At 62.1% G+C, this 25,371-nt stretch carries 26 protein-coding genes and 1 pseudogene; 11 read left to right on the top strand and 16 right to left on the bottom strand.

Annotated features, from left to right (window positions below):
- Positions 1–133: 133 nt before the first annotated feature.
- From AC3WLT_RS33130 to AC3WLT_RS33090, 9 genes are all read right to left on the bottom strand, one after another.
- A complete protein-coding gene (locus AC3WLT_RS33130) occupies positions 134–817 on the bottom strand; it encodes a GntR family transcriptional regulator (protein ID WP_492595832.1) in 684 nt (227 codons plus the stop codon).
- 99 nt (positions 818–916) lie between these two features.
- Positions 917–1,999 (bottom strand): ABC transporter ATP-binding protein, encoded by a 1,083-nt coding sequence (locus AC3WLT_RS33125; protein ID WP_492595830.1) that lies wholly within the window; start codon positions 1,997–1,999, stop codon positions 917–919.
- A complete protein-coding gene (locus AC3WLT_RS33120) occupies positions 1,996–2,793 on the bottom strand; it encodes an ABC transporter permease (protein WP_492595829.1) in 798 nt (265 codons plus the stop codon). The genes AC3WLT_RS33125 and AC3WLT_RS33120 overlap by 4 nt, the downstream gene beginning before the upstream one ends.
- Position 2,794: 1 nt before the next feature.
- Positions 2,795–3,679 carry an ABC transporter permease gene (locus AC3WLT_RS33115; RefSeq protein ID WP_492595828.1) on the bottom strand — a complete coding sequence of 295 codons (885 nt, stop codon included), beginning with the start codon at positions 3,677–3,679 and terminating at the stop codon, positions 2,795–2,797.
- Positions 3,680–3,714: 35 nt separating this feature from the next.
- Complete coding sequence (locus AC3WLT_RS33110; RefSeq protein ID WP_492595827.1) at positions 3,715–4,758, bottom strand: ABC transporter substrate-binding protein; 1,044 nt, start codon at positions 4,756–4,758, stop codon at positions 3,715–3,717.
- Between the two features lie 61 nt (positions 4,759–4,819).
- The gene (locus AC3WLT_RS33105; RefSeq protein ID WP_492595826.1) at positions 4,820–5,134 is read right to left on the bottom strand and encodes an NIPSNAP family protein; all 315 of its coding nucleotides are present in this window, start codon (positions 5,132–5,134) and stop codon (positions 4,820–4,822) included.
- Between the two features lie 10 nt (positions 5,135–5,144).
- A complete protein-coding gene (locus tag AC3WLT_RS33100; protein WP_492595825.1) occupies positions 5,145–6,617 on the bottom strand; it encodes an aldehyde dehydrogenase in 1,473 nt (490 codons plus the stop codon).
- A gap of 47 nt (positions 6,618–6,664) precedes the next feature.
- Positions 6,665–7,711 (bottom strand): LLM class flavin-dependent oxidoreductase, encoded by a 1,047-nt coding sequence (locus AC3WLT_RS33095; protein ID WP_492595824.1) that lies wholly within the window; start codon positions 7,709–7,711, stop codon positions 6,665–6,667.
- A 280-nt stretch (positions 7,712–7,991) separates the two neighbouring features.
- Positions 7,992–8,891 (bottom strand): LysR substrate-binding domain-containing protein, encoded by a 900-nt coding sequence (locus tag AC3WLT_RS33090; protein ID WP_492595823.1) that lies wholly within the window; start codon positions 8,889–8,891, stop codon positions 7,992–7,994.
- A gap of 106 nt (positions 8,892–8,997) precedes the next feature.
- On the opposite strand from AC3WLT_RS33090, the gene AC3WLT_RS33085 reads away from it, so the two are divergent.
- Positions 8,998–10,248, top strand: coding sequence for an MFS transporter (locus tag AC3WLT_RS33085; protein ID WP_492595822.1), 1,251 nt, complete (start codon positions 8,998–9,000; stop codon positions 10,246–10,248).
- Positions 10,249–10,352: 104 nt separating this feature from the next.
- Here the strand turns inward: AC3WLT_RS33085 and AC3WLT_RS33080 are convergent, their stop codons facing one another.
- Positions 10,353–10,640 carry a DUF4148 domain-containing protein gene (locus AC3WLT_RS33080; RefSeq protein WP_492595821.1) on the bottom strand — a complete coding sequence of 96 codons (288 nt, stop codon included), beginning with the start codon at positions 10,638–10,640 and terminating at the stop codon, positions 10,353–10,355.
- A 277-nt stretch (positions 10,641–10,917) separates the two neighbouring features.
- On the opposite strand from AC3WLT_RS33080, the gene AC3WLT_RS33075 reads away from it, so the two are divergent.
- Positions 10,918–12,192, top strand: coding sequence for an MFS transporter (locus AC3WLT_RS33075; protein ID WP_492595820.1), 1,275 nt, complete (start codon positions 10,918–10,920; stop codon positions 12,190–12,192).
- 98 nt (positions 12,193–12,290) lie between these two features.
- Here the strand turns inward: AC3WLT_RS33075 and AC3WLT_RS33070 are convergent, their stop codons facing one another.
- The 4 genes and pseudogenes from AC3WLT_RS33070 to AC3WLT_RS33055 all read right to left on the bottom strand — a co-directional run.
- Positions 12,291–12,986, bottom strand: a complete 696-nt coding sequence (locus AC3WLT_RS33070; protein ID WP_492595819.1) for a phosphatase PAP2 family protein — start codon at positions 12,984–12,986, stop codon at positions 12,291–12,293.
- A gap of 141 nt (positions 12,987–13,127) precedes the next feature.
- On the bottom strand, positions 13,128–13,706 hold the full coding sequence (locus tag AC3WLT_RS33065; protein ID WP_492595818.1) for a glycine zipper 2TM domain-containing protein: 579 nt from the start codon (positions 13,704–13,706) through the stop codon (positions 13,128–13,130).
- A 415-nt stretch (positions 13,707–14,121) separates the two neighbouring features.
- Positions 14,122–14,403: a hypothetical protein gene (locus tag AC3WLT_RS33060; RefSeq protein WP_492595817.1), complete on the bottom strand. Its 282-nt coding sequence runs from the start codon at positions 14,401–14,403 to the stop codon at positions 14,122–14,124.
- 286 nt (positions 14,404–14,689) lie between these two features.
- Positions 14,690–15,076 (bottom strand): annotated as a pseudogene (locus tag AC3WLT_RS33055) (IclR family transcriptional regulator); the annotation flags it as partial.
- On the opposite strand from AC3WLT_RS33055, the gene AC3WLT_RS33050 reads away from it, so the two are divergent.
- The 3 genes from AC3WLT_RS33050 (at position 15,051) to AC3WLT_RS33040 (ending at position 17,155) form a co-directional block, all read left to right on the top strand.
- Positions 15,051–15,389, top strand: coding sequence for a hypothetical protein (locus AC3WLT_RS33050; protein WP_492595833.1), 339 nt, complete (start codon positions 15,051–15,053; stop codon positions 15,387–15,389). The pseudogene AC3WLT_RS33055 and the gene AC3WLT_RS33050 sit on opposite strands and share 26 nt — an antisense overlap.
- Positions 15,390–15,539: 150 nt before the next feature.
- Positions 15,540–16,532 carry a DUF2515 family protein gene (locus AC3WLT_RS33045; protein ID WP_492595816.1) on the top strand — a complete coding sequence of 331 codons (993 nt, stop codon included), beginning with the start codon at positions 15,540–15,542 and terminating at the stop codon, positions 16,530–16,532.
- Positions 16,532–17,155, top strand: a complete 624-nt coding sequence (locus AC3WLT_RS33040) for a flagellar biosynthesis sigma factor (RefSeq protein WP_492595815.1) — start codon at positions 16,532–16,534, stop codon at positions 17,153–17,155. The genes AC3WLT_RS33045 and AC3WLT_RS33040 overlap by 1 nt, the downstream gene beginning before the upstream one ends.
- 124 nt (positions 17,156–17,279) lie before the next feature.
- On the opposite strand, the gene AC3WLT_RS33035 is transcribed toward AC3WLT_RS33040, so the two are convergent.
- Positions 17,280–18,098 carry an IclR family transcriptional regulator gene (locus AC3WLT_RS33035; protein WP_492595814.1) on the bottom strand — a complete coding sequence of 273 codons (819 nt, stop codon included), beginning with the start codon at positions 18,096–18,098 and terminating at the stop codon, positions 17,280–17,282.
- Between the two features lie 153 nt (positions 18,099–18,251).
- Here AC3WLT_RS33035 and AC3WLT_RS33030 point away from each other — a divergent pair, with 153 nt between their 5' ends.
- From AC3WLT_RS33030 to AC3WLT_RS33015, 4 genes are read left to right on the top strand one after another with little or no spacing between them, the layout of a single operon-like run.
- Positions 18,252–19,016 (top strand): substrate-binding periplasmic protein, encoded by a 765-nt coding sequence (locus AC3WLT_RS33030; RefSeq protein ID WP_492595813.1) that lies wholly within the window; start codon positions 18,252–18,254, stop codon positions 19,014–19,016.
- Between the two features lie 29 nt (positions 19,017–19,045).
- Entirely contained in the window at positions 19,046–19,702 is a 657-nt protein-coding gene (locus AC3WLT_RS33025; RefSeq protein ID WP_492595812.1) for an amino acid ABC transporter permease, read from the top strand.
- Positions 19,699–20,442, top strand: coding sequence for an amino acid ABC transporter ATP-binding protein (locus tag AC3WLT_RS33020; RefSeq protein WP_492595811.1), 744 nt, complete (start codon positions 19,699–19,701; stop codon positions 20,440–20,442). Before AC3WLT_RS33025 ends, AC3WLT_RS33020 begins: the two co-directional genes overlap by 4 nt.
- 14 nt (positions 20,443–20,456) lie before the next feature.
- Complete coding sequence (locus AC3WLT_RS33015) at positions 20,457–21,749, top strand: NAD(P)/FAD-dependent oxidoreductase (RefSeq protein WP_492595810.1); 1,293 nt, start codon at positions 20,457–20,459, stop codon at positions 21,747–21,749.
- A 30-nt stretch (positions 21,750–21,779) separates the two neighbouring features.
- Here the strand turns inward: AC3WLT_RS33015 and AC3WLT_RS33010 are convergent, their stop codons facing one another.
- Complete coding sequence (locus AC3WLT_RS33010; protein ID WP_492595809.1) at positions 21,780–22,427, bottom strand: helix-turn-helix domain-containing protein; 648 nt, start codon at positions 22,425–22,427, stop codon at positions 21,780–21,782.
- Positions 22,428–22,530: 103 nt separating this feature from the next.
- Here AC3WLT_RS33010 and AC3WLT_RS33005 point away from each other — a divergent pair, with 103 nt between their 5' ends.
- Together AC3WLT_RS33005 and AC3WLT_RS33000 are read left to right on the top strand one after the other, a co-directional pair.
- Positions 22,531–23,817 (top strand): MFS transporter, encoded by a 1,287-nt coding sequence (locus AC3WLT_RS33005; protein WP_492595808.1) that lies wholly within the window; start codon positions 22,531–22,533, stop codon positions 23,815–23,817.
- A gap of 15 nt (positions 23,818–23,832) precedes the next feature.
- Positions 23,833–25,359, top strand: coding sequence for an amidase (locus AC3WLT_RS33000; protein ID WP_492595807.1), 1,527 nt, complete (start codon positions 23,833–23,835; stop codon positions 25,357–25,359).
- The last annotated feature ends 12 nt before the right edge of the window (positions 25,360–25,371 follow it).

Raw genomic sequence — 25,371 nt, 5'->3', positions numbered from 1 at the left:
AGCCCTTCACCACCATCAGGTTGGGCAGGGGACTTGCACCCCCAAGCTGTTGCGCATGCTCGGCGCACCGAAAAAAAGCCGTCGGAATCGACGGCTCGATGGGCGGCTTCCTGCCTTGCTACCGGACTGCGGATCAGTCGCTGGTTGCGGCTTCCTTTTCGGCGAGCGCCGCCATGGCGATGCCGGCGGTGCGCCTCACGTGTTCAAGCGAGGCGGCAGCGGCCGCTTCACCATCTTTCTTGGCGATGGCCGCGAGCAGTTTGTTCATCTCGCGATTCGAATCCGTGCCGCGCCCAGGCGATGAAATCGTCACCGAGCGTAACTGGTTGATTCGCGCGTTCAACGACTTGACCACCTGATGCATCATCAGCTTCTGGCCGCCGGTGAACATTGTTTCGTAGAAATTTTCGGTGTTGAGCAACACGCGCTTGAAATCCGCCTTGTCGAAAGCGTCCTCGATCTCCTTGCGGATATCGCGCAGTTGCTTCACCAGCGCAGGCGTGGCGCGCTCGGCGCAGGCGCGCGCGGCTTCGGACTCCAGCAGCGCGCGGATTTCGTAGATTTCCTCGACCTGCGCCGGATCGAGCCTTGCGACGATCGGACCGGAATGCGAGCCGGTTTCGACCAGACCTTCCGTTTCGAGATGACGCAATACCTCGCGCACCACCGTGCGGCTCACGCCGAGTTGATCGCACAGCGTACGCTCGATCAAGCGGTCGCCGGGCCGATAGAAGCCCTGAGAAATGGCCTCGCGCAATTTCTCAAGAGTCAGTTCGCGCAGCGTCGGCGCACTGCGGTCGACACGCATTTGATCCATCATGGCTCTCTCGTCTCCGGGCGACGTCCGGATATAGTGGTTTTTGGAATCCCATAGTATCGCATAGGCGACACCCGGCAAATCTGAAGTGCGCGGCACTCAGACCGGAAAGACCCGGGCGCTCACGCTATCCCAGTCGAGCCATGCTTGCGCACCGACCGCCAGGTTCACTTCACGCAAACCGGCCGGCGCGCGCACCGCGATCTCCTGCGCCCACGGCGTCGCCACCGAATAATGCAGCGTGTCGCCCAGATAGGTAACGTCCCGCACCGTCACCAGCAAACTGCCGTCGGCGCTTTGCACGGGTTGCGCGCGAATCCGTATCTGCTCGGGACGCAGCATCAAAGCACCGTCGCTGCCTGCACTCAACGCGCGATCGAAACTGCCCACCTGTACCGGCTTTCCGTTCGGGAACACCGCGTGCGATCCGCCATTGGCGCCCGCCAGCGTGACCGGCAAAAAATTCGAATTGCCAATGAAACTCGCGACGAAACGCGATGCCGGCTGTGCGTATAGATCCTCGCCGGTTCCGACCTGCTCGATACGCCCTTTGTTGAACACCGCGATCCGGTCGGACAGGCGCAAGGCCTCTTCCTGATCGTGGGTCACGTAGAGGATCGTCACGCCAGTTTGCTGATGAATGCGGCGCAACTCGGTCTGCAATTCCTCGCGCAGCTTCTTATCCAGCGCGGAAAGCGGCTCGTCCATCAACAGCACCGGCGGGTCGTAGGCCAACGCGCGCGCGATCGCCACGCGTTGCTGCATGCCGCCCGACAACTGTCCCGGCATGCGGTCGCGGCAATCGCCGAGATGCACGAGCTTGAGCATCTGTTCGACCTTCGACTTCACCTGGGCGTCGGGCACGCGCCGCACGCGCAGCGGAAACGCCACGTTCTCGCCGACGCTCAGATGCGGGAACAGCGTGTAGCGCTGAAACACCATGCCGATGTTGCGTCGATTCGGCGCGACCGACAGCAACGATTTGCCGTCGAGCAGCACGCGCCCTTCGGTGGGCGACTGGAAGCCCGCAACGATATAGAGCGTCGTACTCTTGCCCGAACCCGAGGGTCCGAGAAAAGTCATGAACTCGCCCTTCCTGATGTCGAGCGAGACTTGATCGATGGCCACGACCTGATCGTAGGTCTTGCGAAGCCGTTGAATCTGCAGAAACGGTGAGCTCACGATTTACCTCGCTTGAGTACTAGTCCCAGCAACATCAGCACGACGGTCAGTCCGACCAGCAGCGACGAAGCGGCGGCGATCACCGGCGTCAGGTCTTGCCGCAACGTGCTCCAGATTCGCACGGGCAATGTCTGGAGCGTCGGGCTCGCCATGAAAATGGACACCACCACTTCGTCCCATGAGGCGAGGAACGAGAAGATCGCCGCCGCGAACAGGCCGAGACGAATCGCGGGTAGCGTGACGCGCCACTTCACTTCGAACGGCCCCGCGCCGCAAATCAGCGCGGCATCTTCGAGCGTGGTGTCGAAGCTTTCCAGCGAGTTGCTGATCGCGATGATCGAAAACGGCAGCGCGATGATCAGATGCCCGATCACGAAGCCGACCAGCGTGCCGGTCAGGCCGATGCGCAGGAAGAAGGCGTACAACGCGACCGCGAGCACGACGACCGGCAACACCATCGGCGTGAGAAAAAACGCCTTGAGCAGCGCCCGTCCGCGGAAATTGCCGCGTGTCAGCGCGAGCGAAGCGAACAGACCCAGCGTCACCGACAGCACCATCACGACGAGGCCCAGCTCGATGCTGGTCATCAGCGAATCGAGCCAGCCCGGATCGGAGAGCAGCAGGCGATACCACTGGAGGGTCCAGCCCGGCGGCGGAAACATCAGCCATTGCGAATTGCCGAACGACAACGCGACGATAAACAGCACCGGCAGCAACAGGAACAGCGAGACCGACGCGCCGACGCCCAATAGCAGCCAACGCAACGGTCCGAGGCGATCGAAATCGAGCAGCATGTCAGTGGACTCCTGAAGCACCGGCTGCACGCCCGGAAACGCGCAACTGCAGGGCATAGAGCGACAGCGTGACGAGCAGCAGCACAAAGGCCGCGGCGCCCGCGAGCCCCCAGTTGAGCAATTGCTGCACGAGCTGCGCGATCAGTTCGGCGAGCATCATGTATTCCGGGCCGCCCAGCAGTGCGGGCGTCACGAAGTAGCCGAGCGCCATCACGAACACCATCAGGGCGCCGCTCGCAATGCCCGGCGTCGCAAGCGGCACCAGCACGCGCCAGAAAGCCTGCCAACGGCTCGCCCCGCAGATGGCGGCGGCCCGCAGCGTGGTGGGATCGATGGCGCGCAGGGTGGCGTGCAACGGCATCACGAGAAACGGCAGCATGATGTAGGTCATACCGATCGTGACGCCGGTCAGATTGTTGACGAGTGTAAGCGGCGCGTCGATCACTCCGAGCCCCATCAGCAGACGGTTGATCGGTCCGGTTTGCTGCAGCAGCACCATCCACGCGAACGTGCGCGCCAGCAGGTTGGTCCACATCGAAAGCAGCAGGATGGCGAACACCAGCCTGCCGATCCAGCGCGGCGCGATGGCCAGCAGCCACGCGGTCGGAAAACCGATCACCAGGGTCACCGCCGTCACCACCGTGGCCACGAAGAACGTGTTGCCGAATACTCTCAGGTAGGTCGTCGAGCCGAACAGCTGCGCATAGTTCTGCAATCCGGGGCTCGGTTCCAGCACGCTATGCAGCAGCAGCGACAGCACCGGCAACAGAAAGAACACCATCAGCAGCAGCACGGCCGGCAACACCAGCCGTGCGGTCCTGAATCCGGCGCCCAGTTGCAGCTTACCCACGGCAGGCTCGGCGACCGTACTCAATGCATTCGACATGACGACTCCCTCGATGTGTTCGGCCTGCAACCGCCTTATTTCGACTGCCACGCATACCAGCGTTTGGCAATCTCGTCGCGGTGGTCGGCCCAGTACTTCATGTCGAGATTGATCTGCGTCGCCTTGTACTGATCGGGCTGAGTTTTGGCGACATCGGCAGACAGCAGCGCCGCCGATTTCAGATTGACCGGCGCGTATCCTGTTTCAGCAGCGAAATTTGCCTGCGCCTGCGGACCGGTTGCGCTCGCGAGGAACTTCATCGCCTCGGCCTTGTGCTTCGCGCCTTTCGGCACCACCAGCATATCGGCGGCCGTCAGGTTCTGATTCCACGACACGCCGACATCCACGCCGGTCTGCTGCAACGCATGCAGACGGCCGTTCCAGAACACGCCGATCGGTGCTTCGCCCGAAGCCATCAGTTGCTGCGACTGCGCGCCGCCGCTCCACCAGACGATCTGGCTTTTGATCGTGTCGAGTTTCCTGAACGCGCGATCGAGGTCGAGCGGATAGAGCTTGTTCGGCGGGACGCCGTCGGCCAGCAAGGCGACTTCGAGCACGCCCGGCGCCGACCACTTGTAGAAGGTCCGCTTGCCGGGGAAACGTTTGGTATCGAACAGGTCCGCATAGTTGGCGGGACCGCCGCTCTTGAACGCCGCCTTGTTGTAGCCGAGCACGAACGAATAGTAGAAGCTGCCCACCGCTCCCGCCGACGTGAAGCGCGGATCCAGATCGCTCTTGTTCACCACGGAATAGTCGATCGGTTCGACGAGTCCGTCGCGCAACGCCGCATAGGCGAAGTCGCCCTCCACGTCGACCACGTCCCATTGCACGTTGCCGCTATCGACCATCGCCTTGAGCTTGCCGTAGTCGGTGGGACCGTCCATCAGCACCTGCACGCCGGACGCCTGGGTAAAAGGCTGAGCCCAATTCTTCTGCTGCGCGGATTGAGTCGTACCGCCCCAACTGGCGAACACGATCGGCGCGTCGGCGGCAAAAACAGGCGCGGCAGCCGCGACGATCGCCGTCACCGCCACTGCGCGGGCAAGGCCAGGAACCCGCCAACGTAGTACTTCTTTCATGAGGAATACTCCTTAAAATGAAAACGTAGCGATCCGGACAGGATCGGCAGTGAACGGCTTTTTATTTGAGCGGTGAGAACGGCGCAGGCTTCATGATCTTGCTCTCCATCGTTTCCAGCAGCGCCTGGATCTTCGGCGAGAACGCCTGCCACGCCGGATCTTCAGCGAGACGCTGACGGCGCGCCTCGCGTTCGTCGAGGCTCGGGTAGGCCCACATATGAACGATCTGGTTCAGCGGCCCGATCTCCGAAAAGAAATACCCCACCAGTTCGCCGAGATGGCGTTTCTGCAACGCGATGCCCTCTTCCTCGACGAGTTTCAGATAGGCTGGAACGGCGCCGGTCCTGATCTTGTACGTGCGGATTTCGTAATACATCGTGCCCTCTTCAACGCATGACGAAAGGATCGGCGATCGGCTCGTCCGAGGTTCGGATCCAGACGGATTTGGTGCGGGTGTAGTCGAGTACCGCGTCGAGCCCGCCTTCGCGGCCCAGCCCGCTCAGCCCATAGCCGCCGAACGGAACGATCGGCGAAACGGCGCGGTAAGTGTTCACCCAGACAATGCCCGCGCGCAGCCGGCGCGTGAGCCGATGGGCGCGCGTGAGATCGCGCGTGAACACGCCCGAGGCTAGCCCGTACTTTGTGTCGTTGGCGAGCGCGACGGCGTCGGCTTCGGTGTCGAAGCTCATCACGCTCAGCACCGGCCCGAACAGCTCCTGCGCCACGCTCGGCACCGTGGCGTCGGCACAGTCGACAATCGTCGGCTCGAAGAAAAAGCCTTTCTCGTGCGCCGCCGGGCGAGTGCCGCCGGTCAGCAGCGTGGCGCCCGCGGCAAGGCTGGCGGCGAGCACCGCCTCGATATGATCGCGCTGTCTGAGCGTGGCGAGCGGCCCCATCTCGGTCGCGACATCTTGCGGATCGCCGATCTTGATGGCTCGAGCTTTCTCGACGAGGCGAGCCACCAGGCGATCCCGAATGCCGCGTTGAACCAGCAGCCGCGAGCCCGCGACGCAACTCTGCCCCGTCGCCGCGAAAATCCCGGCGATCACGGCGTTGCTGACGCTTTCCACGCTGGCGTCATCGAACACCAGCACCGGCGACTTGCCGCCGAGTTCGAGCGAAGTCGCGGCGAGGTTTTCCGCCGAATTGCGCACGATATGGCGCGCCGTTTCCGGCCCACCCGTGAACGCGATCTTCGCCACCAGCGGATGACTCGTCAGCGCACGGCCGCAATCCGCACCGAAGCCCGTCAGGATGTTCACCACGCCCGCTGGAAAGCCGGCTTCATGCACGAGCCGCGCAAAAGCGAGAAGCGGCGCAGGCCCCTCTTCGGACGCCTTGATCACGATCGTGCAACCGGCCGCCAGCGCCGGACCGATCTTCACCGCCGAGAGAAACAGCTGCGAATTCCACGGCACGATCCCTGCGACCACGCCAACCGGCTCGCGGCGCAGAAACACGTCCATGTCGGGTTTGTCGACCGGCAAGGCGGCACCGTGGATCTTGTCGGCGATACCTGCGTAATAACGGTAGTACTCGGCGACATAACCGATCTGGCTGCACGTCTCGCGGATGATCTTGCCGGTATCGGTCGTCTCGAGTTCCGCGAGTTCCTGCGCGTTTGCCGCGACGAGGTCGGCAAGCCGGTATAGCAGCTTGCCGCGCTGGCTCGCGCTCAGGCCTGCCCATTCGGGCGCGAACAGCGCGCGGTCGGCGGCCCGCACGGCGCGATCGACGTCGGCGGCGCTCGCCGCGGGCATCGTGGCCCACGCTTCGCCGGTCGCCGGGTTGATGCTCTCGAAGGTTTCGGCAGCGTCGCTGAACTCGCCGTCGATGTAATGCTGGAAAGACTTCAACATGGAATCCGCTCCTCGTGGCTGGATGTCGTAGCGAAAGACATCCGGCTTCAGGCGCGAGACTCGAACGCGGGCATCACGTCCGAGATGAACAGTTCGAGCGACTTGCGCTTGCGCTCGAAACTCATGTTGCTGTCGAGCCAGAAACTGTATTGATCGAAGCCGAGTTCTTCATACTGTTTCAGCCGCTCGATCACCGCCGCCGGCTGACCGATCACGAGATTCTTGCGAATCTGTTCCGGCGCGTATTGCGGGAACGACGCGATGTCCTCTGCCGTCAGCGGCTCGATGAAACCTTGCTGGACCGGCCGCTCGTTCTTGAACCACTTGCTGAAATAGCAATAGAAGCGGCTCAGATCTTCCACGGCGGCGTCCACTTCGGCCGGATCCGCGCCCACGAAGGTGTGCATCAGCATCATGATCTGCGGCCGCGGCACGTCGGGATTCGCCTTGCAGGCCGCGTTGAAGCGCTCCATCAGGCTGACTACTTCGCCATCGCCCGCGGCCAGCGACGTGACCTGCACGTTGCAGCCGTTGCGCACCGCGAACTCGTGCGAATTCGGGTCGCGGGCCGCGAGCCACATCGGCGGAACGGGTTGCTGGACCGGGCGCGGCACCGGCGTGGTGGAAGGCCAGGACCAGAATTCGCCATGATGCGCGTAGTCGCCCTTGAACAGTTGCCGCAACGCGGGCACCAGTTCACGCATCCGGGCGCCTGCGCCGAATGCGTCGAGGCCCGGCAGCAGCCGTTCGTATTCGAAGGAATAGGCGCCGCGCGCGATGCCCAGGTCGAGCCGCCCATTGCTCGCGACGTCGACCATGCCGGCCTCCCCGGCGAGGCGAATCGGATGCCAGAAGGGGGCGATGACCGTGCCGGTGCCGAGCCGGATTGTTTCGGTGCGCGCCGCGAGATACGAGAGATTGATGAAGGGATTGGGCGCGATCGTGAATTCCATCGCGTGATGCTCGCCTATCCAGGCGGTCTCGAATCCGCCTTTCTCCGCGATCTGGACCAGCTGGGTGAGCTCGTCGAAGAGTTGCCGGTGCGGCGTCGCCGTGTCGTACCGCTCCATGTGCAGAAACAACGAGAATTTCATGATCGACCCTGTATGCAGGAAAACGACGAATCAGTCGTGCTGCGGGCGTGGTGGAGCTGGACGCACCGCTTCGTGTCGACCGCAAGAATGTCGCGGTTGGTATTACGGTATTCCATCAAATGACCCGGCGCAAGCGTTTCAATATTATGGTATTCCATAATATTGAAGGCGGATGCCCTACTGATCTGGCGCGGTTGGAGCGGGGGTCCCGGCCGAATTCGCAACCTTCAGGTCACGCGGACAAGATTTGCACTCCGGATCATCGAGCGGCGCGAACGGATCAACCCGGACCGAACTCGCCGGCAAGTTCTGCGAACAGTGCTTCCTGCGGCGACAGTTCGCCGGCGCGCAGCACCAGCCACATCGCGGAGCGCGCGCCTTTCTCGCGCAGCGGCCGGTACGCTACGCCATTGACGTTGATGCTGCGCAGGGAGGCCGGCACGAACGCAACGCCAAGCCCGGCTGCCACCAACCCGACGATAGTGGGCGCCTCCCGCGCCTCCTGCGCCACCTGCGGCGCAAACCCGGACTGCCGGCACAGGGCGACGATCTGGTCATACACCCCGGTTCCGCTCTCGCGTGGATACATGACGAACGCTTCATGCTTCAGCGCGCCCACGGAAAGCGCCGCCCGGCTCGCGGCCAGCGGATGTTGCGGCGGCAGCACCGCCACCAGGGAGTCTTCGAAAAGACGCGTGGCCTGCAGCGTCGGCGGCAGGCCCGGGAGTGTCACGCCGCGCACGAACGCGACCTCCAGCCGCCGTTCGAGCATCGCCGTCAATTGCTGCTGGGTGGTCAGCTCCTCCAGCCGTAAGTGCATACCCGGCAAGCGGCGCCGGTATTCGAAGATCAGTTGCGGAATGACGGTGCTGAATGCGGCCGAGCCGGTGAACCCGACCCGCAGTTCGCCGAGTTCGCCGCGCTGGGCCCGCTGCGCGACGATGCCCGCATGTTCGGCCTGCGCGACCAGCGCGCGAGCTTCAGGCAACAGAGCCTTGCCCGCCGCCGTCAGCGCCACGTGCCGGTTGCTGCGCTCGAAAAGCCGCGCGCCCAACTCTTCCTCGAGCACACGAATCTGCTGGCTGAGCGGGGGCTGCGCCATGTTCAGACGCACGGCTGCCCGGCCGAAATGCAGCTCCTCGGACAGCACGATGAAATAGCGGATGCGGCGTAGATCCATGATATGAATTATGTATCAATTTCTACGAAATCGATATTGGACGCCGACATGATGAAGTTCGATCATTCACGCTCGCAAGCCATTTTTCAGTTGGAGTGATCGAGTCATGCAAGAACAGAGCGTCGATGCGGTGGAGGCCGTGATCAAGGCCCCCAGGTCTATACCGCGCGAGGTGGTCGAGAAAATCGAACACGGCACGCCCGCATTCCGGCGCACCAATTTCTCCCTGTTTGCCGCCGGCTTCGCGACCTTCGCCCTGCTCTACTGCGTGCAGCCGCTGATGCCGCTGTTCTCCGCGGACTTCGGCGTGAGTGCCGCGGGCGCCAGCCTGGCCCTGTCGCTGACTACCGGCTTTCTGGCGGTGTCGATGCTGGCCGCCGGCGTGCTGTCGGAAGCGTGGGGCCGAAAACCGGTCATGGTGGTGTCGTTGCTGCTTTCGGGTGTTCTCACGGTGGTCTGCGCCGTGTTGCCACACTGGCCGACGCTGCTCGCCGTCCGCGCGCTGATGGGCGTGGCGCTCAGCGGATTGCCGGCGGTTGCGATGGCTTATGTCGGCGAAGAAATGCACCCGCGTTCGCTGGGGCTGGCGATGGGACTGTACGTCGGCGGCACAGGCCTTGGCGGAATGGCAGGCCGTCTGCTGACGGGCGTGATCACCGATATCTGGGGCTGGCGAACCGCCGTGGCGGTGATCGGCTTGCTCGGGGTAATGTGCGCCGCGATCCTCTGGCGCTTTCTGCCGGCATCGCGTCACTTCACGCGGCGCGAGCTTCGCCTCGCGCCGCTGTCACGGGCATTCAGCACGCACTTGCGCGACGGCATCCTGCCATGGCTGTTCGCGGAGGGCTTCCTGCTGATGGGCGCCTTCGTCACGGTGTACAACTACGTCGGCTACCGGTTGATCGCGCCACCGTTCTCGCTCAGCCAGACGGAAATTGGCCTGATTTTCGCGGTCTATGTGTGCGGTATCGTCAGTTCGGCGTGGATGGGCAGCCTGTCGGGATGGTTCGGCCGCCGGGCCGTGTTGCCGGTCACCTTGACGCTGATGCTGGCCGGAACGCTGATCACCTTGTCCAGCGAACTCTGGTTGATCGTCATCGGCATCGCCGTGCTGACCATCGGATTCTTCGGCACGCATTCGGTCGCGAGCGCGTGGGTCGGAGCCCGCGCGCAGACGGGCAAGGCACAGGCGTCGTCACTCTATCTGTTTGCCTACTACCTCGGATCGAGCGTGGTCGGCTCGCTCGGCGGCGTGTTCTGGAACCTGTGCGGCTGGCATGGCGTGATCGCTATGACAGGCGCGCTGCTGCTGGCGGCACTCGCCATTGCGCTATGGCTGCGCGTGCGGTTGGCGTGAGGCGCCCCGGACTGTGAATCCTGAAATGCCGGATGAGGTGGAAGGACCACAATTCAGACACTCGGCGACCTTGGCGAATAGGCGAATTGCGGCAAGTTGGTTCATCAGTCCGCAGCGGAATCACCGGAAGTCCGCGGCGCGCTCGCCGACGCAGAAGCGGTGCCACCGCTCTCCTGATGCCGGATAGCGTAGATTTCCCGATTGTGCGCGACGGTCTGGGCGCTCGGCGGATAGTCGTTTTTGGGTGCAGGCACCAATCCGTCCGCTTCGGCCTCGACAAGCTGCGCGTGAACTTCGGCGCGCGTGAGACCGGGTGTCGAGGTTTGTGCAAATGCATTGGCGCCGAACGGCAGACTGAGTGCCGCAAGGGCAACGGCGGTAAGCAATTTCATGATGCTCTCCTGGGAATCGTGGCTAAACACTCTTGCTACGGTTCCCATTGTTGGAGAGGCATCTTGACCCGACTCTTACCCCAGGATTACGGTTTCGTTATCTTGGCGACGAACCGCTACTGCGCGTCGCATCGCTCGCGGAAATCATCGACGATGGCTCTTCCCCGTTCGCGGGGGTTCGCAACAACCACTGCTTCGAGGTTAGTGTAGCCATCGGACTGCGTTCCGAAGTCATCGCCGGATGTCGCGTCTCTAAACCCCTTTGCAACTAAAAACAATGACCATCAGTAATATAGATAAAGGGAGTGCTTTTTCTCGAGTGCTTGCTTCCGAAGCGTTGAACACGACCGCCAGCTCAATACTGTTGGTCGCGACGCCACTCATCGCCATGACTTCTCTTGATGCGAGCCCGGTAGAGGTTGGCATCCTTGCGGCTGCCGGTACGGCTGCCCCGTTGATGCTTGGTTTATCGGCTGGCGCTCTGGCAGAACGCTGGGAGCGTACAAGGACTCTCTTCTGGTGCGGCATAGCCCGCTTGCTTCTGGTTGGAGTCGTGCCGCTTCTGTTTCTGTTAGATCAGTTGAGCATCGCAGCTCTATGTCTGGTTAGTTTTGGACTATCGGCGGTGAAGCTTCTTTTCGACAGCGTGGTTGCAGCGGTGATTCCCACGATCGTCCGCCGAGACAGACTAACGAAGGCAAACAGCTGGTTTGAGGCCTTAAACTCGACAGCGTTCGCGATCGGGCCTGCGATCGCGGGATGGCTCCTGCAGACGCTTTCGGCCAGTGCCGCATTTCTCGCAAACGCTGCCTTATATCTTGCCAGTACGCTAAGTCTTAAAGGCGCTTCTCTACCTGCCGCGAAGCAGGAGACGAACGAGAAGCACTCCCACATTTCCGACATCGCGGATGGTATTAAACTGCTTTGGCGAAGCGACATCCAGAAGGCGATTGCGATAGCCGCCGGCGCCTTCAATCTCTTCCACACCGCGTTTTTCACTGTATTCGCTTTTTTTGCAATAAAGGAACTAGGTTTCTCAGCAGTCTCGTTCGGCAGTCTCATTTCAGTCGTCGGCTTGTTCGGCCTGCTTGCCGCGCTCTGTGCGCCGAGGCTGATTGAGATGCTTGGGCCGCGCACCGCGCTAGTGGGTTCTCTGCTGATTATTGGCCCGCTAGGAGCGCCTGTTTTGCTCGCCGACCGACTCGCATTTCCTGAGCGGGCAACCGTCATCGCGTGCAGCCTGGCCGCGTGGGACTTCCTGATTGTCGTTCATCTGATTGTCGAACAGACAGTTCGCCAGGTCACAGTAGACAACCAGCACCTGTCTCGAATCACCGCCACTACCCGCTTTGTCAGCTGGGGCGTGGATCCGGTTGGAGCGCTGCTCGGAGGACTGGCGGCGAATTCGAGCATCGGGCCGCGAGGGACACTGTTTGTTTGTCTGCTGGGTCTGAGCTTGTCTGGCTCACTACTGTTGCTGTCGAAAGGAATTCGACAGCTGAACGGCAAACTGCTCGAAGCTGATGCGATTCATGCAGACGCGACACGATGATTGAGCAGAGAGGTGGCCCATGATTTGGCAGCTTGGCAGCAGGAGCCGGTCGAGACGGCGGCGGGGCCGCGCGTATCGCGGCCCCGTTGGTGGCCCACTTAGAGCGCTTTTAGACCCGCCCGCAAGAACAAGAGCATGTCGTCGAACTGGGTAATCAGTTCAAAACACAAAAGAAACGCCAACGTGTAACCAGGCCCGGGCGACCTGTGCATCCATCGCAGGATCGGCGCCGCATAGCGCGCTCTGACAAAGTCCCGGGTCGCGATATAGGTGATAGCGATGCCGAGCGCCGCTCCCGCGAGTACATCGGTCGGATAGTGCAACCCGAGATAAACGCGCGGCATGCAGACGAACACGGCTGTGTACAGCAGCGCGAGCGCACCGACCCGGCGACTGATGAGAAAGATGCCCATCGCAATCGACATCCACAGCAGCGCATGGTCGCTCGGAAAGGAACTCCATGTGCGCACCGCGGCCTCTTGCAGACCGACCGATGGAAAATCCAGGTGCAACGCGGGGTTATAGAGCGGCCGCAAGCGAAACGGCAAGCAGCACGCAAGAAGTCTGCCGATCGTGAGCGATAGAAGGCCACTCGCAATCGTCGCGATGACCATCTCGCGCTCCCATCCGGCACGCTGACTGGGCCGGAACCATAGCCAGCACAAGATGGGGATGAGCACGAGGCCCTTGAATATGGCCTGGCCCGCGATCACTCTTATCGCGTGATTCATCGCCACCGAGTGAAAAGCGTTGTGCGTCAGGAAAACCTGGATCCAGGTATCGAAACTGTTCATTTCAACACTTCCGTTTCGATTCGTCTCACCGTGTTCCGGAATCAGGTCATGCAGGACAGAGCAGGCGGTGTCGGATCGGCCGGCTCGCATATGGAACAGGCCGGCCGGCACCGCAAGCGGCCATGCCGGCATGCAGGCCTATCAGGAACGCTCCAACCGGTTGCCGTCAATCCGCACGCGGTCGCCCGGACGGAGATCGCCAGGATTGGCCACGTCGAAGGAGCGTGACGATCCGTCATTGAGTTGGACAACGATTCGGTACGCGCTCACGTTTGGACTGCTGTACTGTTGCGCGATCTGATTGCCGGCCACTGCGCCGCCAAGCGCACCCACTACGGTCGCCACGTCGCGGCCACGTCCGCCCCCAAACTGATTGCCGACCACGCCGCCGACGACAGCACCAACCACGGTGCCCATTACGTTGCCTGGGCTCATCGCGTTGGCTGTCGCGACAGGTTGAATTGCGGAGATCACCCCATACTGAAGTCCGTAACCGGAGCTTGCGGGAGGCGCATTTCCATAGCCGCTCGCGCTATCGACTGGCTGTGAATAGGCGGGTTGCACATAAGCCGGCTGGGAGTACGCGGGTTGCGCATAGGCTGGCTGCGCTGGATTCGAACCGTACGGCATGCCTGCGCCGGGCATCACGCACCCGCTCAGAGGCAAGGCCGCGCACAGCGCGATGAAGAAGATGGGTTTGGTAAATTGAGTGTTGTACATGATGCTCTCGACATCGTGGCGCCGCATGTCAGTTGGCGAAGTTGAGGTTCGGCATGGAGTATAAGGAACCATTTTCGAAAATTTTCACCGTGCCGCGTAACAGTGTGTAAGTTGTTCCACTGCAAACGCTCTACCTGCCTGGTGTTGCGGCAAATGTTGCCGCCAGCGAGACATCTCGAACAGTTGCCGCCATCACCGCAGGAGGCGATTCCCGGTTCGGCGACGACCCTGCGGCGGGAAGAAGCGTGGTTAGCGCAGCGCCGTGTAGCAGCAGCATGCACGACATCGAGGGGGCGCCGCCGCCGTCTCCTTTGTCGGGAATCTGGCGCCTAAGCCCGGCCCTTGCACGCGTACCGGGCGCAAGAACCGGGAGCAGAAACGCATCACATCCATAGTCGATCTTTCACACCTTCGGTTAGCACTCGCCCTTTTTCGCGTGCCCCGGCGGACAGTGATAGTCCCCATGCCCGTGATGGTGATGATGTTCTTCCCATTCGTCACGATCCCAGTAGCGGTGTCCGTCCCAGTAACGGTCGCCCTGCCAACCCGGCGATACGACGACTACCGGCGCCGGCGCGACCACGACAGGCGCCGGAACACCAATATTGATGCCAACCCCGACGTCGACAGCATTCGCCAGTCCTGACGCACCGATTCCAATACTCGCGAACGCTGCGGCAATGAAAATACGTTTCATGTTATCCCCCGAAAAAAGCAGCAATAAGCGCTGCCTGCTGGCCACGCCACGCGTAGCCGTCGTTTGTTGAGCGAAGGAAGTGTGGATCCTTGCCGTGCCAACTTCAACGCGAACTTGTAACGGATTGTTCTGCGGATCGCAAGCCGGCCGGCAAAGACCAGCGTCGTACGGAAACAACGCGTCCAATCACTCGATCGCTTTGACCGCCAGTGGATCAGCCATCGCTTTGCACCGCATTACGTAAGCGTTACTGCCAGTTACAAAGCTTTCGCGCAACCGTATCGGCCTAACCCAAGGTCCGAATCGAATTGCTGATCCCACGGGCGCAATCGATCACCGCCGACGCCAGACGTTGCTCCGCGTCGGCGAGCGTCCAGCGGCTGGTCGGCGCGACCACATGCACGGAGGCCACCGGCCTTCTCTCGCCGTCCAGCACCGGCGCCGCGATCGTCATGTCGCCGATGAACAGTTCCTCGCGATTCGACGTATAGCCATTGCGCCGTCCCTGCGCAAGAAGCGCCTCGATTTCCCCAATGTCCGTCACCGTGTACTGCGTGTGCACCACGCGCGCACTCGCTTCGAGCAGTGCACGCGCTTCGTCGTCAGGAAGCGCGCCGAGATAGGCGCGGCCTGAAGCGGTGCAATACATGGGAATGCGGCTGCCGATGGGCATCAGCCAGCGGCGCTTCGCACGGCAGCCGCAGGTTCGACTTCACTCGCCACAGCCGCTTCGCTCCGGTGGCCACCGCGTCACGCTACATCTCGTAGCCATAGAAGTGAACGCGCAGGCGGATGTAGAAGCGTTCGGGCGTGTGCATAACAGCGTGCTACGCAGTTTGCTCGCCGCGCAATGCCACGGCGACGGGCAGGCGGATGCTTTCCGCGCGTGCGCACAGGCTTCTGATCGTTTCGCCCGGACGCGTGCGATCAACGAAATGGCTGGCACGTTCCTGGATTCGACGCTCGCATGCCCTTTCATCTCATAAACAACGAGTCCAGAAGGTCTGGTAGGTTTACTGCTGTGTTGATATTGCCCGCGCGAACGTCGGCGCGGCTGGTTTGCTGAGTTTCAGTGCAACGCAGACCCACGCCGGAGTGCGTGACAAAAACGAAGCCAATAACAATGAGTTAGTTTCATGGCGAAATGCGATAACCCAAGGTGTCCGATCTGTTACCCGAACTGGAAAGAGGAGGAGGCCGCCGTAAAGAAGCGCGCCGAAGACGACAAGCAGGACTGCATCAATTGCTGGCGCTTCTATCAGAAGAAGGCTGAGGCCATCGTATCGGCGGATGATCCGGTTGTCCGCAATCGAAGTATCAACGCTGCCTATGCCCAATTGTGGCTGGATGATCACCGGTTCCAGTGGGCGGGGCTCGCTGCCGGCTGCGGCTTGCTTAACGCCGCAGAGATGATCAGTAAATCGAACCGGCAACGTCATGCCTACCAGCAATGGGAAAGAACCAGTTCGCCCCTGGAACGGCTGTCGCCTTATGGATCACCGCGTATGCCGGTCCCCGATCAGGCGTCCGGCGAGGGCGCGCGCAAGGTGTACGAGATGCTGGCAAAGGGCAATACAGCCTTGTTTCTCGATATCTGGCCGCTGCACATGTTTTACAAGAAATTCGGCTTGCAGCGGTTCAAGCGGTGTCTGCCGGAGCGGCAGCTTTTGCGCGGGTCTGTTGTCTGGCCGATTGCGAATTCCGTACTGTTCGGAACAGCCCCGCCAGAGATACTGAGCGGCTTTGCAGCGATCGACGCGGGAAATATCGACCAAGGTGTCGAATCTCTGGCGTGGCACGAACAGTCCAATATCCTGCAACCGGCCATGTACAACGATTCGGCATTTGCCCTGTTGATGCGGGCCAACCAGTTCGCGTGGGCGCTCAACATCCCAACTGGCTCGGCGCGAGAAATCCAATTAACCCTTGCCAATCAATGCACGGTCACTGGCGGTAACGCGCAGCAGGAGATATTCAGCAAACACCCGCTAGCCAATCTTACCGACGTTCAACAACGAATGGCGTTTGTGCTTCGTGCCGCGCATCGGTTCGGCGATCTGCTGCGAGATCCGATCCAGCGGCATTTTGTGGAAAATTCCCTATTCCTCATTGCACAGGGGGGGCGGTGATGGCAGGCAGGAACGCTCGACGGCGCTGGCGCGTGCTATGCCTGGGGCTTGGACTCGCCGCCGTATGGGGTGTCTACGTGATAGCCAAACCAACCGATGAAGTCGTGCTGACGATAGGCGAACCATACGAGCAGGTACGGCAGCAATCTCGCTCCACGCTGCCTCCGGCTGAGCCGAACGCAAATTGGGTTGGCGTTCTCCTTCGCCCTGCAAAATTTCGATTTACGGACCCCCAATATGGTTTCTCGATCCCAGCCGCGAAATTTTTTGCTGTGAGTTACGACAGTCACGGCAATGTCGCTTCGGTGAAGCTGTCGCCGCAGACAGAAGCCCTGCCCTTGGACGCCGCAATGGCGCTCCTGATTGATCTACAGGATCAGCTTCGGCGGGGAGGGTGGAAACCATTTCGAGCGGCGAGAAACCAGCCAATCGAAGACACGACAGCCAGGCGGGCCGAGATTCGGAAGTGCTCAGCGCCGACGAGCTACTGGCAGGCAGACGAGAAGTATCAGGTCTCGCTCAATATCCGCTGCTTCCGATCCGATGAGCGTCCGAACGACGAGCGTTATTTGATAACGCTTGATCTTGGCCGCCCCGTCTTCGACGACTACCCGGACGACTGAGGCTCTGTTCGGATACGGCGGCGACAATGAAGCGGCGGCGCTCGCAGCACGGTGAATCGCGCCGACGTGGGGCCTCATGACCTTGCATTTGACGTTGATGCGGTCGCTAGTGACGTATTGCCGCCTAACCCAAGGTCCGAATCGAATTGCTGATCCCACGGGCGCAATCGATCACCGCCGGCGCCAGACGTTGCTCCGCATCGGCGAGCGTCCAGCGGCTGGTCGGCGCGACCACATGCACGGAGGCGACCGGCCTTCTCTCGCCGTCCAGCACCGGCGCCGCGATCGTCATGTCGCCGATGAACAGTTCCTCGCGATTCGACGTATAGCCATTGCGCCGTCCCTGCGCAAGAAGCGCCTCGATTTCCCCAATGTCCGTCACCGTGTACTGCGTGTGCACCACGCGGGCACTCGCTTCGAGCAGTGCACGCGCTTCGTCGTCGGGAAGCGCGCCGAGATAGGCGCGGCCTGAAGCGGTGCAATACATGGGAATGCGGCTGCCGATGGGCATGTGGATCGGCACGAATTTCGTACAGACGAAGCGCGCGACATACAGCATCTCGACGCCGTCCGGTTCAGTGAGACTCGTGGTCTCGCCAGTCAGGTTCGTGAGTTCGGATAGAAACGGATTGGCGACGTCGATCAGCGTATCCGCGGCGACATAGTTAAAGCCGATCTGCATCACACGGGGCGTAAGTTGATAGCGCTTCGTGCGCGGGTGCTTGCGCACGTAACCCAGCTTTTCGAGCGTGTAGATCATCCGCTGCGCCGAGCTCTTCGTGATCGAGGTCGCCTCGGCCACTTCCGGCAAGCTCATGGTTCGGCGTTGCGCGATCAACGCGCGCAGCACCGCAATGCCCTTCTCCAGCGACTGGTTGAAAAGCGCGTCCGGCGCATCCGGCGCTTCGATCTCGTTCGCCTGTTCCGTGCCTTTGCCGCTCATGGAAATACCCGATTGTGAATAGCCATGTCCGACATTAGCATATCGAATATCGATACGCAAATAATGTTATTCGATATTTTTGACTCGAATATGATTCATAAACGCTGTCTACCGATATCTCAATCGCTGTCTTTTACCGTCGTGGAGAGTCTCATGATCCAGTTTGTGAAGCGTATTGCCGGCGCCGCCATGGCCGGATTGGTCCTTGCGGCAACGCCGGCTCTGGTGCACGCCGCGCCGTCGTACACGGTCGGCGCCACGGCCACCGGCGTGCCGTTCACCTTCCTCGACGTGAAGAGCAATTCGATCCAGGGGCTGCTCGTCGATGCGATCACGGCTACCGGCAAGGCCGCCGGTTTCGACGTGAAGGTGGAACAGACGACGTTCGCCGCGCTTATCCCGTCGCTCACCACGAAGAAAATCGACGTGATCTCCGCCGCGATGCTGAAGACGCCGGCCCGCCAGCAGGTCGTCGACTTCTCGGACACGGTCTATTCGTATGGCGAAGGTCTTATCGTGCGGGCCGACGACAAGAGCAACTACACGTCGATGGACGATCTCAAGGGCGAGGTTGTGGGCGCGCAAGTGGGCACGGCCTTCGTCGATGCGCTGAACAAGAAAGGCATCTTCAAGGAAGTGCGCACCTACGATTCGGTCGCCGACATCATGCGCGACGTCGCGCTCGGGCGCATCAAGGCGGGCTTCGGCGACCATCCGATCATCGCGTACCAGTTGCAGAAGAACCCGAACCCGCAGTTGCGTCTCGTTGAGGGCTATCAGCCGTCCGTGAAAGGCCAATTGTGCTTCGTCGTGAGAAAGGGCGACAACGAGACACTCGAAAAGCTGAACGCCGGCATCCGAAAGATCAAATCGGACGGCACGCTCACGCAGATCATCAAGAAATGGCAAGTGGAATGACACGGCCACCGGTTTGAAAGGGACACGCCATGTTCATCCAGAACGCGCTCGACTTCCTGCCGATCCTGCTCAAGGGCGCGGTCGTCACGGTCGAGATCACCTTCTGCTCCTTTGTTCTGAGCACGATGCTCGGCCTCGCGCTCGCGCTGATGCGCGTGTCGGCGAACAAGGTGCTCTCGAATGCCGCGGCCACCATCATCAACGTGATCCGCGGCCTGCCGATCATCGTGCAGCTGTTCTACATCTACTTCGTGCTGCCCGATCTCGGCGTGCAACTGAGCGCGTTTCAGGCGGGTTTCATCGGACTCGGCATTGCGTATTCGGCGTATCAGGCGGAGAACTTCCGCGCCGGGATCGAGGCGATCGATCAAGGGCAGATTGAAGCCGCGCAGTCCATCGGCATGCGCGGCGCGTTGATCATGCGCCGCGTGGTCCTGCCGCAGGCGTTTCGCATCGCGTTGCCGCCCTATGGCAACACGCTCGTGATGATGCTGAAGGACTCGTCGCTCGCGTCGACGATCACCGTCGCGGAAATGACGCGCGCCGGCCAGTTGATTGCTTCGTCGACGTTTCAGAACATGACGGTGTTCACGCTCGTCGCCCTGCTCTATCTCGCGCTCAGTCTGCCGCTCGTCTACGGCTTGCGGCGGCTCGAACGCCGCCTCGGCCTCAAGGGAAAACGATGATCGAAGTTCAATCCATTCACAAGCGCTTTCACGATCAGGAAGTGCTCAAGGGCGTGAGCCTCCGTGTCGGCGCGGGCCAGGTGGTGTGTCTGATCGGGCCGTCGGGGTCGGGCAAATCGACACTCCTGCGCTGCATCAACGGCCTCGAAACCTACGACGCGGGCACGATCACCGTCGAAGGCGAGCGCGTCGATGCGAAGTCGAAGCAGATTCACGAACTGCGCACGCACGTCGGCATGGTCTTTCAGCGCTTCAATCTGTTTCCGCATCGCACGGCGCTCGAAAATGTCTGCGAAGGACCGCTCTACGTGAAGAAAGAAGCGCGCGACGCGGCGCGCGAAAAAGCGCGGCGCCTGCTCGACAAGGTCGGTCTCTCGCATCGAATCGATGCTTATCCGGCGGAACTGTCGGGCGGCCAGCAGCAGCGCGTCGCCATCGCGCGAGCGCTCGCCATGGAGCCGAAGGCGATTCTGTTCGACGAACCCACGTCGGCGCTCGACCCCGAACTGGTCGGCGAAGTGCTGAGCGTGATGCGGCGACTGGCGGACGACGGCATGACGATGATCGTCGTCACGCACGAGATGGGATTCGCCCGCGAAGTCGCGGACCACGTGTGCTTTCTCCACGACGGCACGATCTGCGAGCAGGGCCCGGCTGCCGAGCTGCTCGAGCGCCCAGGCCACCCGCGCACGCGAGAATTTCTGCGCCGCATGCTCACCCCTGACAACGCAGCCGCGTAGAACTGAACAGCACGATGAAGATAGTCGAAGCAAGCCAGCCGTTGCCGCCCTCGCTGTGGGCCGCGACCGCCGAACCTGCCGTGCAGACGCCGCCGCTCGAGGCCTCGAAGCGTGTCGATGTGGCGATCGTCGGCGCGGGTTATACGGGCCTATCCACGGCGCTGCATCTGAGCGAACTCGGGATCGACGTATGCGTGATCGACGCGAACGAGCCCGGCTGGGGCGCATCCGGCCGCAACGGCGGGCAGGTGATTCCCGGCCTGAAATACGATCCCGCCGAACTGGTGCGGCGCTTCGGTCCGCGTGACGGCGAGACGATCGTGGACATGGCGGGCGGCGCCGCCGACACGGTGTTCGGTCTGATCGAGCGCCACGGTATCGCGTGCGATGCCAGGCGTGCCGGCTGGATCCAGCCCACCCACTCGACGAAGCTGCTGGACACGCTGCATGCGCGGGCGCGCCAGTGGGAAGCGCGGGGCGCGCAGGTCGAATTGCTCGACCGCGCGCAGATCACGCAGCGGCTCGGCACGGAGGCCTTCGTCGGCGGATGGGTGGACCGGCGCGCGGGCAGCGTGCAGCCGCTCAGTTATGCCCGCGGTCTCGCGCGCGCAGCCATGGCGCGCGGCGTGTCGATCCATCGCGCGACGCGCGCGCAAAAGCTCGAACAACGCGCCGGCGGATGGCGCATTCACACCGCAAACGGACCGGCCATCGACGCGCGGCAAGTACTCGTCGCGACCAATGGCTACAGCGATTCGCTCTGGCCCGGCCTCGCGCAGTCGATGATCGCGGCGAACAGTTTCATCGTGGCAACCCGGCCCCTGCCCGCCGATATCGGCGCGAGCATTCTGCCGGGGCGCGAAGTGGCGTCCGATTCGCGGCGTCTCCTGCTGTACTTCCGGCGTGACGCCGAAGGACGTCTGTTGATGGGTGGCCGCGGCCCGTTTCGCGAGCCGCGCGGCGCGTCGGACTGGGCGCATCTCGAGCGCGCGGCACAACTTCTCTACCCGCAACTGAAAGAGGTCGAGTACGAGTATCGATGGGCGGGGCGCATCGGCATCACGCGCGATTTCCTGCCACACGTGCATCTCCCGGCGCCGGGACTGACGATCGCGCTCGGCTACAACGGCCGCGGCATCGCCATGGCGACGACGCTCGGCAAACATCTCGCCGCGCATCTGGCGGGCACGGCGCAGGGATTGCCGCTGCCGCCGACGTCCATCAAGCCGATTCCGCTTCACGCGCTGCAGCGTTTTTACATCAGCGCCGGTGTCGCGTGGTACGGACTGCTCGACGCACTCTCCTGACACCCAGCATGCGGATCGCGCGGAGCGCGCTTATATGGCGCCGCGCGGCCGGTTGTCTTCCGTGTCCACGCAGCACACCAATACTTCGGCATCCTCCTTACTCAGGCTCAGATACACATGCCCGATCGAGCTGTCGAAATAGAGACTGTCGCCTGGCATCAGCTTGAACGCCTTGCCGTTCTCAAAACGCAGCTCCAGTTTTCCACTTAGGAGAAAAACAAATTCCTCGCCTGAATGCCGGATAAATTCGGGGAAATCGGCTACCGCGCGTGCGCGGATGTGAGCCCGCATCGGCACCATCCGCTTGCCGGTCAGATTGTTCGCCAGCATGCCGTACTCGTAGTTCGGCGTGTCGTAGATCACCTGCTTGCCGGACGCCGTGAACGATGGCTTCATCGGTCCAGCGGCCGCTTTCCGGCGCCGGCCGAAAATCGCATCGAAGTCGAGTTCCAGTGAATGCGCGAGCGCCGCGAACTTGTCGTAGGTCAGCGCGATATCGCCGCGCTCCGCCTTCGATATGGTCGACACAGCAATCCCCGAGCGCTCCGACAACTCCATCAGCGTCAGCCCGCGCAGCTTGCGCGCCTGGCGAATATGCGCGCCGACCGTTTTGTGATCGAGCGCCGGCGGCGCATCCTGTGTGCCCTCCGCCACTTCCGCCACCGCTGCTTTTGCCATCACGCCTGCTTCCAAAGTTCGATTTTTGTCGGATACGAGAATTTTATTTTTTCTCGTATATGATAACTCACACCGATTCCACCCTTTTCGACGAGGGCATATTGTGTCTACGCTCGTACTCAGCAAGTCTGGCCTGACGAAGAAACACGTTATCGCCGCCACGACCATCGGCACGGCCCTCGAATTCTACGACTTCACTATCTACAGCTTCTTTGCGATTCAGATCGGACAGCTGTTCTTTCCGGGCGCGTCGCCAGTCAATCAGTTCCTGCTGTCCATCGGCGTATTTGGCGTGGGGTTTGTCGTGAGACCGATCGGCGGCATCGTAATCGGCGCCTATGCGGACCGCGCCGGACGCAAGAAGGCGATGGTGCTCACCATCATGCTGATGGCGCTCAGTTGCGCGATGATCGCCTGCGCGCCGACCTATGCCGTCGCCGGCCTTGCGGCGCCGTTCATCGTCCTGACCGCGCGGCTGATCCAGGGATTCGCGGCGGGCGGCGAGTTCGGTCCGGGCACGACGCTATTGATCGAATACGCGTCGAACCACACCCGCGCCTTTTTCGCCAGCTGGAACTTCGCGGCCACGGCCGCGGGTCTCGCACTCGGCGCGGCCGTCGCGACTCTCGTCAACGTGCTGCTGCCCAAACAGGCCGTGCTCGAATGGGGCTGGCGCATTCCATTCCTGCTCGGCATTGTCGCAGCGCCGGCCGGCATGCTGATCCGCAAGCGGCTGGAGGAAACGCTTGTCGCTCATTCCACCGATGCAGCGCGGCCACAAGGCGCGCTGAAAGCCGCGCTGACCACTCACTTCAAGCTCACGATTCTCGGCACTTTCGCCGAGCTGGGCGGCTCCGTTTCGGTGTACATCGTCGCGTTCTTCCTGCCGAGCCATGCAGTCCGCGCGCTGCATCTATCGCCGACGACGGCCGTGACCTCGGGTATCGTCAGCTCGCTCGCGTTGTTCGTCGCGGCGCCGTTCGCGGGCATCCTTGCCGACTGGCTCAGCCGCAAGCGCGTGCTGGTCGCGTCGCGGATAGCGATGCTGCTGCTCGTCTATCCCGCGTTCGCGTTCGTCGGCGCGTATCCGTCGGCCATGTCGCTATGCGTCGTTTCCGGCATACTCGCAGTGCTCGTGGCGGGGCAGATCGTACCGGTGCTCGTCATGATCCCCGAGCTGTTCCCCAAGCACGTTCGCGCGACAGGGATCGCGCTGACTTATGTAGTCAGCGCATCCTTTTTCGGCGGCTTCTCGCCGTTTATCGCAAGCTGGCTGGTCGCGCAGACGGGCAATCCGCTGGCCCCGGCGTGGTACGTCGTCGCCGCCTGCCTTGTGTCGCTCGTCCCGGTGATCTGGCTCAAGGACCGCACCGGCGAAGCGCTCGCCTGATACGGAGATGATGCAATGAGTCATAACGACGAGCTGGTCGGCCTGAGCGCCGTGGAATTGCGGCGGATGATCGGAGCCAAAGAGATCTCGCCGGTCGAGCTGCTGGATGCGTGCATCGAACGGATCGAGGCGCTCAATCCCGCCGTGAACGCCGTGACGGCAACGGCTTACCCGGCGGCCAGGAAAGCCGCCCGGGAAGCGGAAAAGCAGGTCCTCGACGGTGCGCCGCTCGGCTTGTTGCACGGCTTGCCGCTCGGCGTGAAGGACCTCGAGGATACTGCCGGCCTGCTCACCACTTACGGCTCGCCGATGTCGCGAGGCAACGTGCCCACGCGCGACGTCGTGCTGGTCGAGCGCCTGCGTGCAGCGGGCGCGATCCTGACCGCCAAGACCAATGTTCCCGAACTGGGTGCCGGTGCGAACACGCGCAATCCGGTGTGGGGCGCGACCGGCAATCCGTTCAATCCGGATCTGAACGCGGGCGGTTCGTCGGGTGGTTCAGCGGCGGCGCTGGCGTGCGATATGCTGCCGGTCTGCACCGGCTCCGACACAGGCGGCTCGCTGCGGATACCCGCATCGAAGTGCGGCGTGGTCGGGTTCCGGCCATCGCCTGGACTGGTGCCGAATTCACGCCGCTTGCTGGGATGGACGCCGATCTCGGTCGTGGGCCCGATGGGCCGCACCGTCGCCGAGGCCTGCTTGCAGCTTGCTGCGACAGCCGGTGTTTCCGCGGGCGATCCGCTGACCTGGCCGCTCGATCCGTTGAGTTTCGCGTTGCCCGCCGCCGTCGATCTGGGCACGCTGCGGGTTGGCTGGACCGAAGACTTCAACTGTTGCGACGTCGATCAGGACATCAGGCAAGTCTTTCGCGAGCGCATGGCGGCACTCGCGCCGATGTTCCATACCTGCGAGGAAGTGAGCTTCGATCTGGGCGACGTGCACCGCTGCTTCGACGTCATTCGCGCCGAGAGCTTTGTCGCGGGATTGCGCGATGCCTACGCGCGCGACCCGAGCCAGCTCGGACCGAATACACGCTCCAACTATGAACTCGGCGCGAGCATGAGCCTTGCCGATAGCGCGTGGGCGCAGGTCGAGCAGACGCGCATCTTCAAAAAATTCCAACGTGCATTTGAACACTACGATGTGATTCTTTCGCCGACCACGCCGGTCTCGCCATTTCCGTGGCAGCAACTCTACGCCGCGCGGATCGACGGACGCGAGCAGGAAAATTACTATCGATGGCTCGCGCTGACTTATGTGGTCACCTTGACCACGCATCCGGCGATTTCATTGCCGTGCGGCGTCGATCGCGCCGGCATGCCATTCGGATTACAGATCATCGGACCGTTTCAAGGCGACCGGAAAACACTCGCCGTCGCGCATGCGCTGGAACAGGCCTTCGAGCCCTCTCCCATGTTGCGCCGGCCACGGCCGGATGTGTCGAAGCTCGCTCACGCGAATCCTTCACTGACTTCGATCGTTACCGCGCCTCCTCTCTTCATTCAAACCGACGACAGCCATAGCGGCATTTCAGCGGTCTAGGAACGTGACCGG

This window comes from Paraburkholderia sp. FW306-2-2C-D06C (assembly GCF_058781505.1).
Note: the sequence above shows the minus strand (reverse complement) of the source record. Positions and strands in the feature narration are given on the sequence as shown.

Coding starts and splice junctions, on each gene's coding strand:
- AC3WLT_RS33130 (WP_492595832.1), bottom strand. CDS start 817: ATGGATCAAATGCGTGTCGACCGCAGTGCGCCGACGCTGCGCGAACTG.
- AC3WLT_RS33120 (WP_492595829.1), bottom strand. CDS start 2,793: ATGCTGCTCGATTTCGATCGCCTCGGACCGTTGCGTTGGCTGCTATTG.
- AC3WLT_RS33115 (WP_492595828.1), bottom strand. CDS start 3,679: ATGTCGAATGCATTGAGTACGGTCGCCGAGCCTGCCGTGGGTAAGCTG.
- AC3WLT_RS33110 (WP_492595827.1), bottom strand. CDS start 4,758: ATGAAAGAAGTACTACGTTGGCGGGTTCCTGGCCTTGCCCGCGCAGTG.
- AC3WLT_RS33105 (WP_492595826.1), bottom strand. CDS start 5,134: ATGTATTACGAAATCCGCACGTACAAGATCAGGACCGGCGCCGTTCCA.
- AC3WLT_RS33100 (WP_492595825.1), bottom strand. CDS start 6,617: ATGTTGAAGTCTTTCCAGCATTACATCGACGGCGAGTTCAGCGACGCT.
- AC3WLT_RS33095 (WP_492595824.1), bottom strand. CDS start 7,711: ATGAAATTCTCGTTGTTTCTGCACATGGAGCGGTACGACACGGCGACG.
- AC3WLT_RS33090 (WP_492595823.1), bottom strand. CDS start 8,891: ATGGATCTACGCCGCATCCGCTATTTCATCGTGCTGTCCGAGGAGCTG.
- AC3WLT_RS33085 (WP_492595822.1), top strand. CDS start 8,998: ATGCAAGAACAGAGCGTCGATGCGGTGGAGGCCGTGATCAAGGCCCCC.
- AC3WLT_RS33080 (WP_492595821.1), bottom strand. CDS start 10,640: ATGAAATTGCTTACCGCCGTTGCCCTTGCGGCACTCAGTCTGCCGTTC.
- AC3WLT_RS33075 (WP_492595820.1), top strand. CDS start 10,918: ATGACCATCAGTAATATAGATAAAGGGAGTGCTTTTTCTCGAGTGCTT.
- AC3WLT_RS33070 (WP_492595819.1), bottom strand. CDS start 12,986: ATGAACAGTTTCGATACCTGGATCCAGGTTTTCCTGACGCACAACGCT.
- AC3WLT_RS33065 (WP_492595818.1), bottom strand. CDS start 13,706: ATGTACAACACTCAATTTACCAAACCCATCTTCTTCATCGCGCTGTGC.
- AC3WLT_RS33060 (WP_492595817.1), bottom strand. CDS start 14,403: ATGAAACGTATTTTCATTGCCGCAGCGTTCGCGAGTATTGGAATCGGT.
- AC3WLT_RS33050 (WP_492595833.1), top strand. CDS start 15,051: ATGGGAATGCGGCTGCCGATGGGCATCAGCCAGCGGCGCTTCGCACGG.
- AC3WLT_RS33045 (WP_492595816.1), top strand. CDS start 15,540: ATGGCGAAATGCGATAACCCAAGGTGTCCGATCTGTTACCCGAACTGG.
- AC3WLT_RS33040 (WP_492595815.1), top strand. CDS start 16,532: ATGGCAGGCAGGAACGCTCGACGGCGCTGGCGCGTGCTATGCCTGGGG.
- AC3WLT_RS33035 (WP_492595814.1), bottom strand. CDS start 18,098: ATGAGCGGCAAAGGCACGGAACAGGCGAACGAGATCGAAGCGCCGGAT.
- AC3WLT_RS33030 (WP_492595813.1), top strand. CDS start 18,252: ATGATCCAGTTTGTGAAGCGTATTGCCGGCGCCGCCATGGCCGGATTG.
- AC3WLT_RS33025 (WP_492595812.1), top strand. CDS start 19,046: ATGTTCATCCAGAACGCGCTCGACTTCCTGCCGATCCTGCTCAAGGGC.
- AC3WLT_RS33020 (WP_492595811.1), top strand. CDS start 19,699: ATGATCGAAGTTCAATCCATTCACAAGCGCTTTCACGATCAGGAAGTG.
- AC3WLT_RS33015 (WP_492595810.1), top strand. CDS start 20,457: ATGAAGATAGTCGAAGCAAGCCAGCCGTTGCCGCCCTCGCTGTGGGCC.
- AC3WLT_RS33010 (WP_492595809.1), bottom strand. CDS start 22,427: ATGGCAAAAGCAGCGGTGGCGGAAGTGGCGGAGGGCACACAGGATGCG.
- AC3WLT_RS33000 (WP_492595807.1), top strand. CDS start 23,833: ATGAGTCATAACGACGAGCTGGTCGGCCTGAGCGCCGTGGAATTGCGG.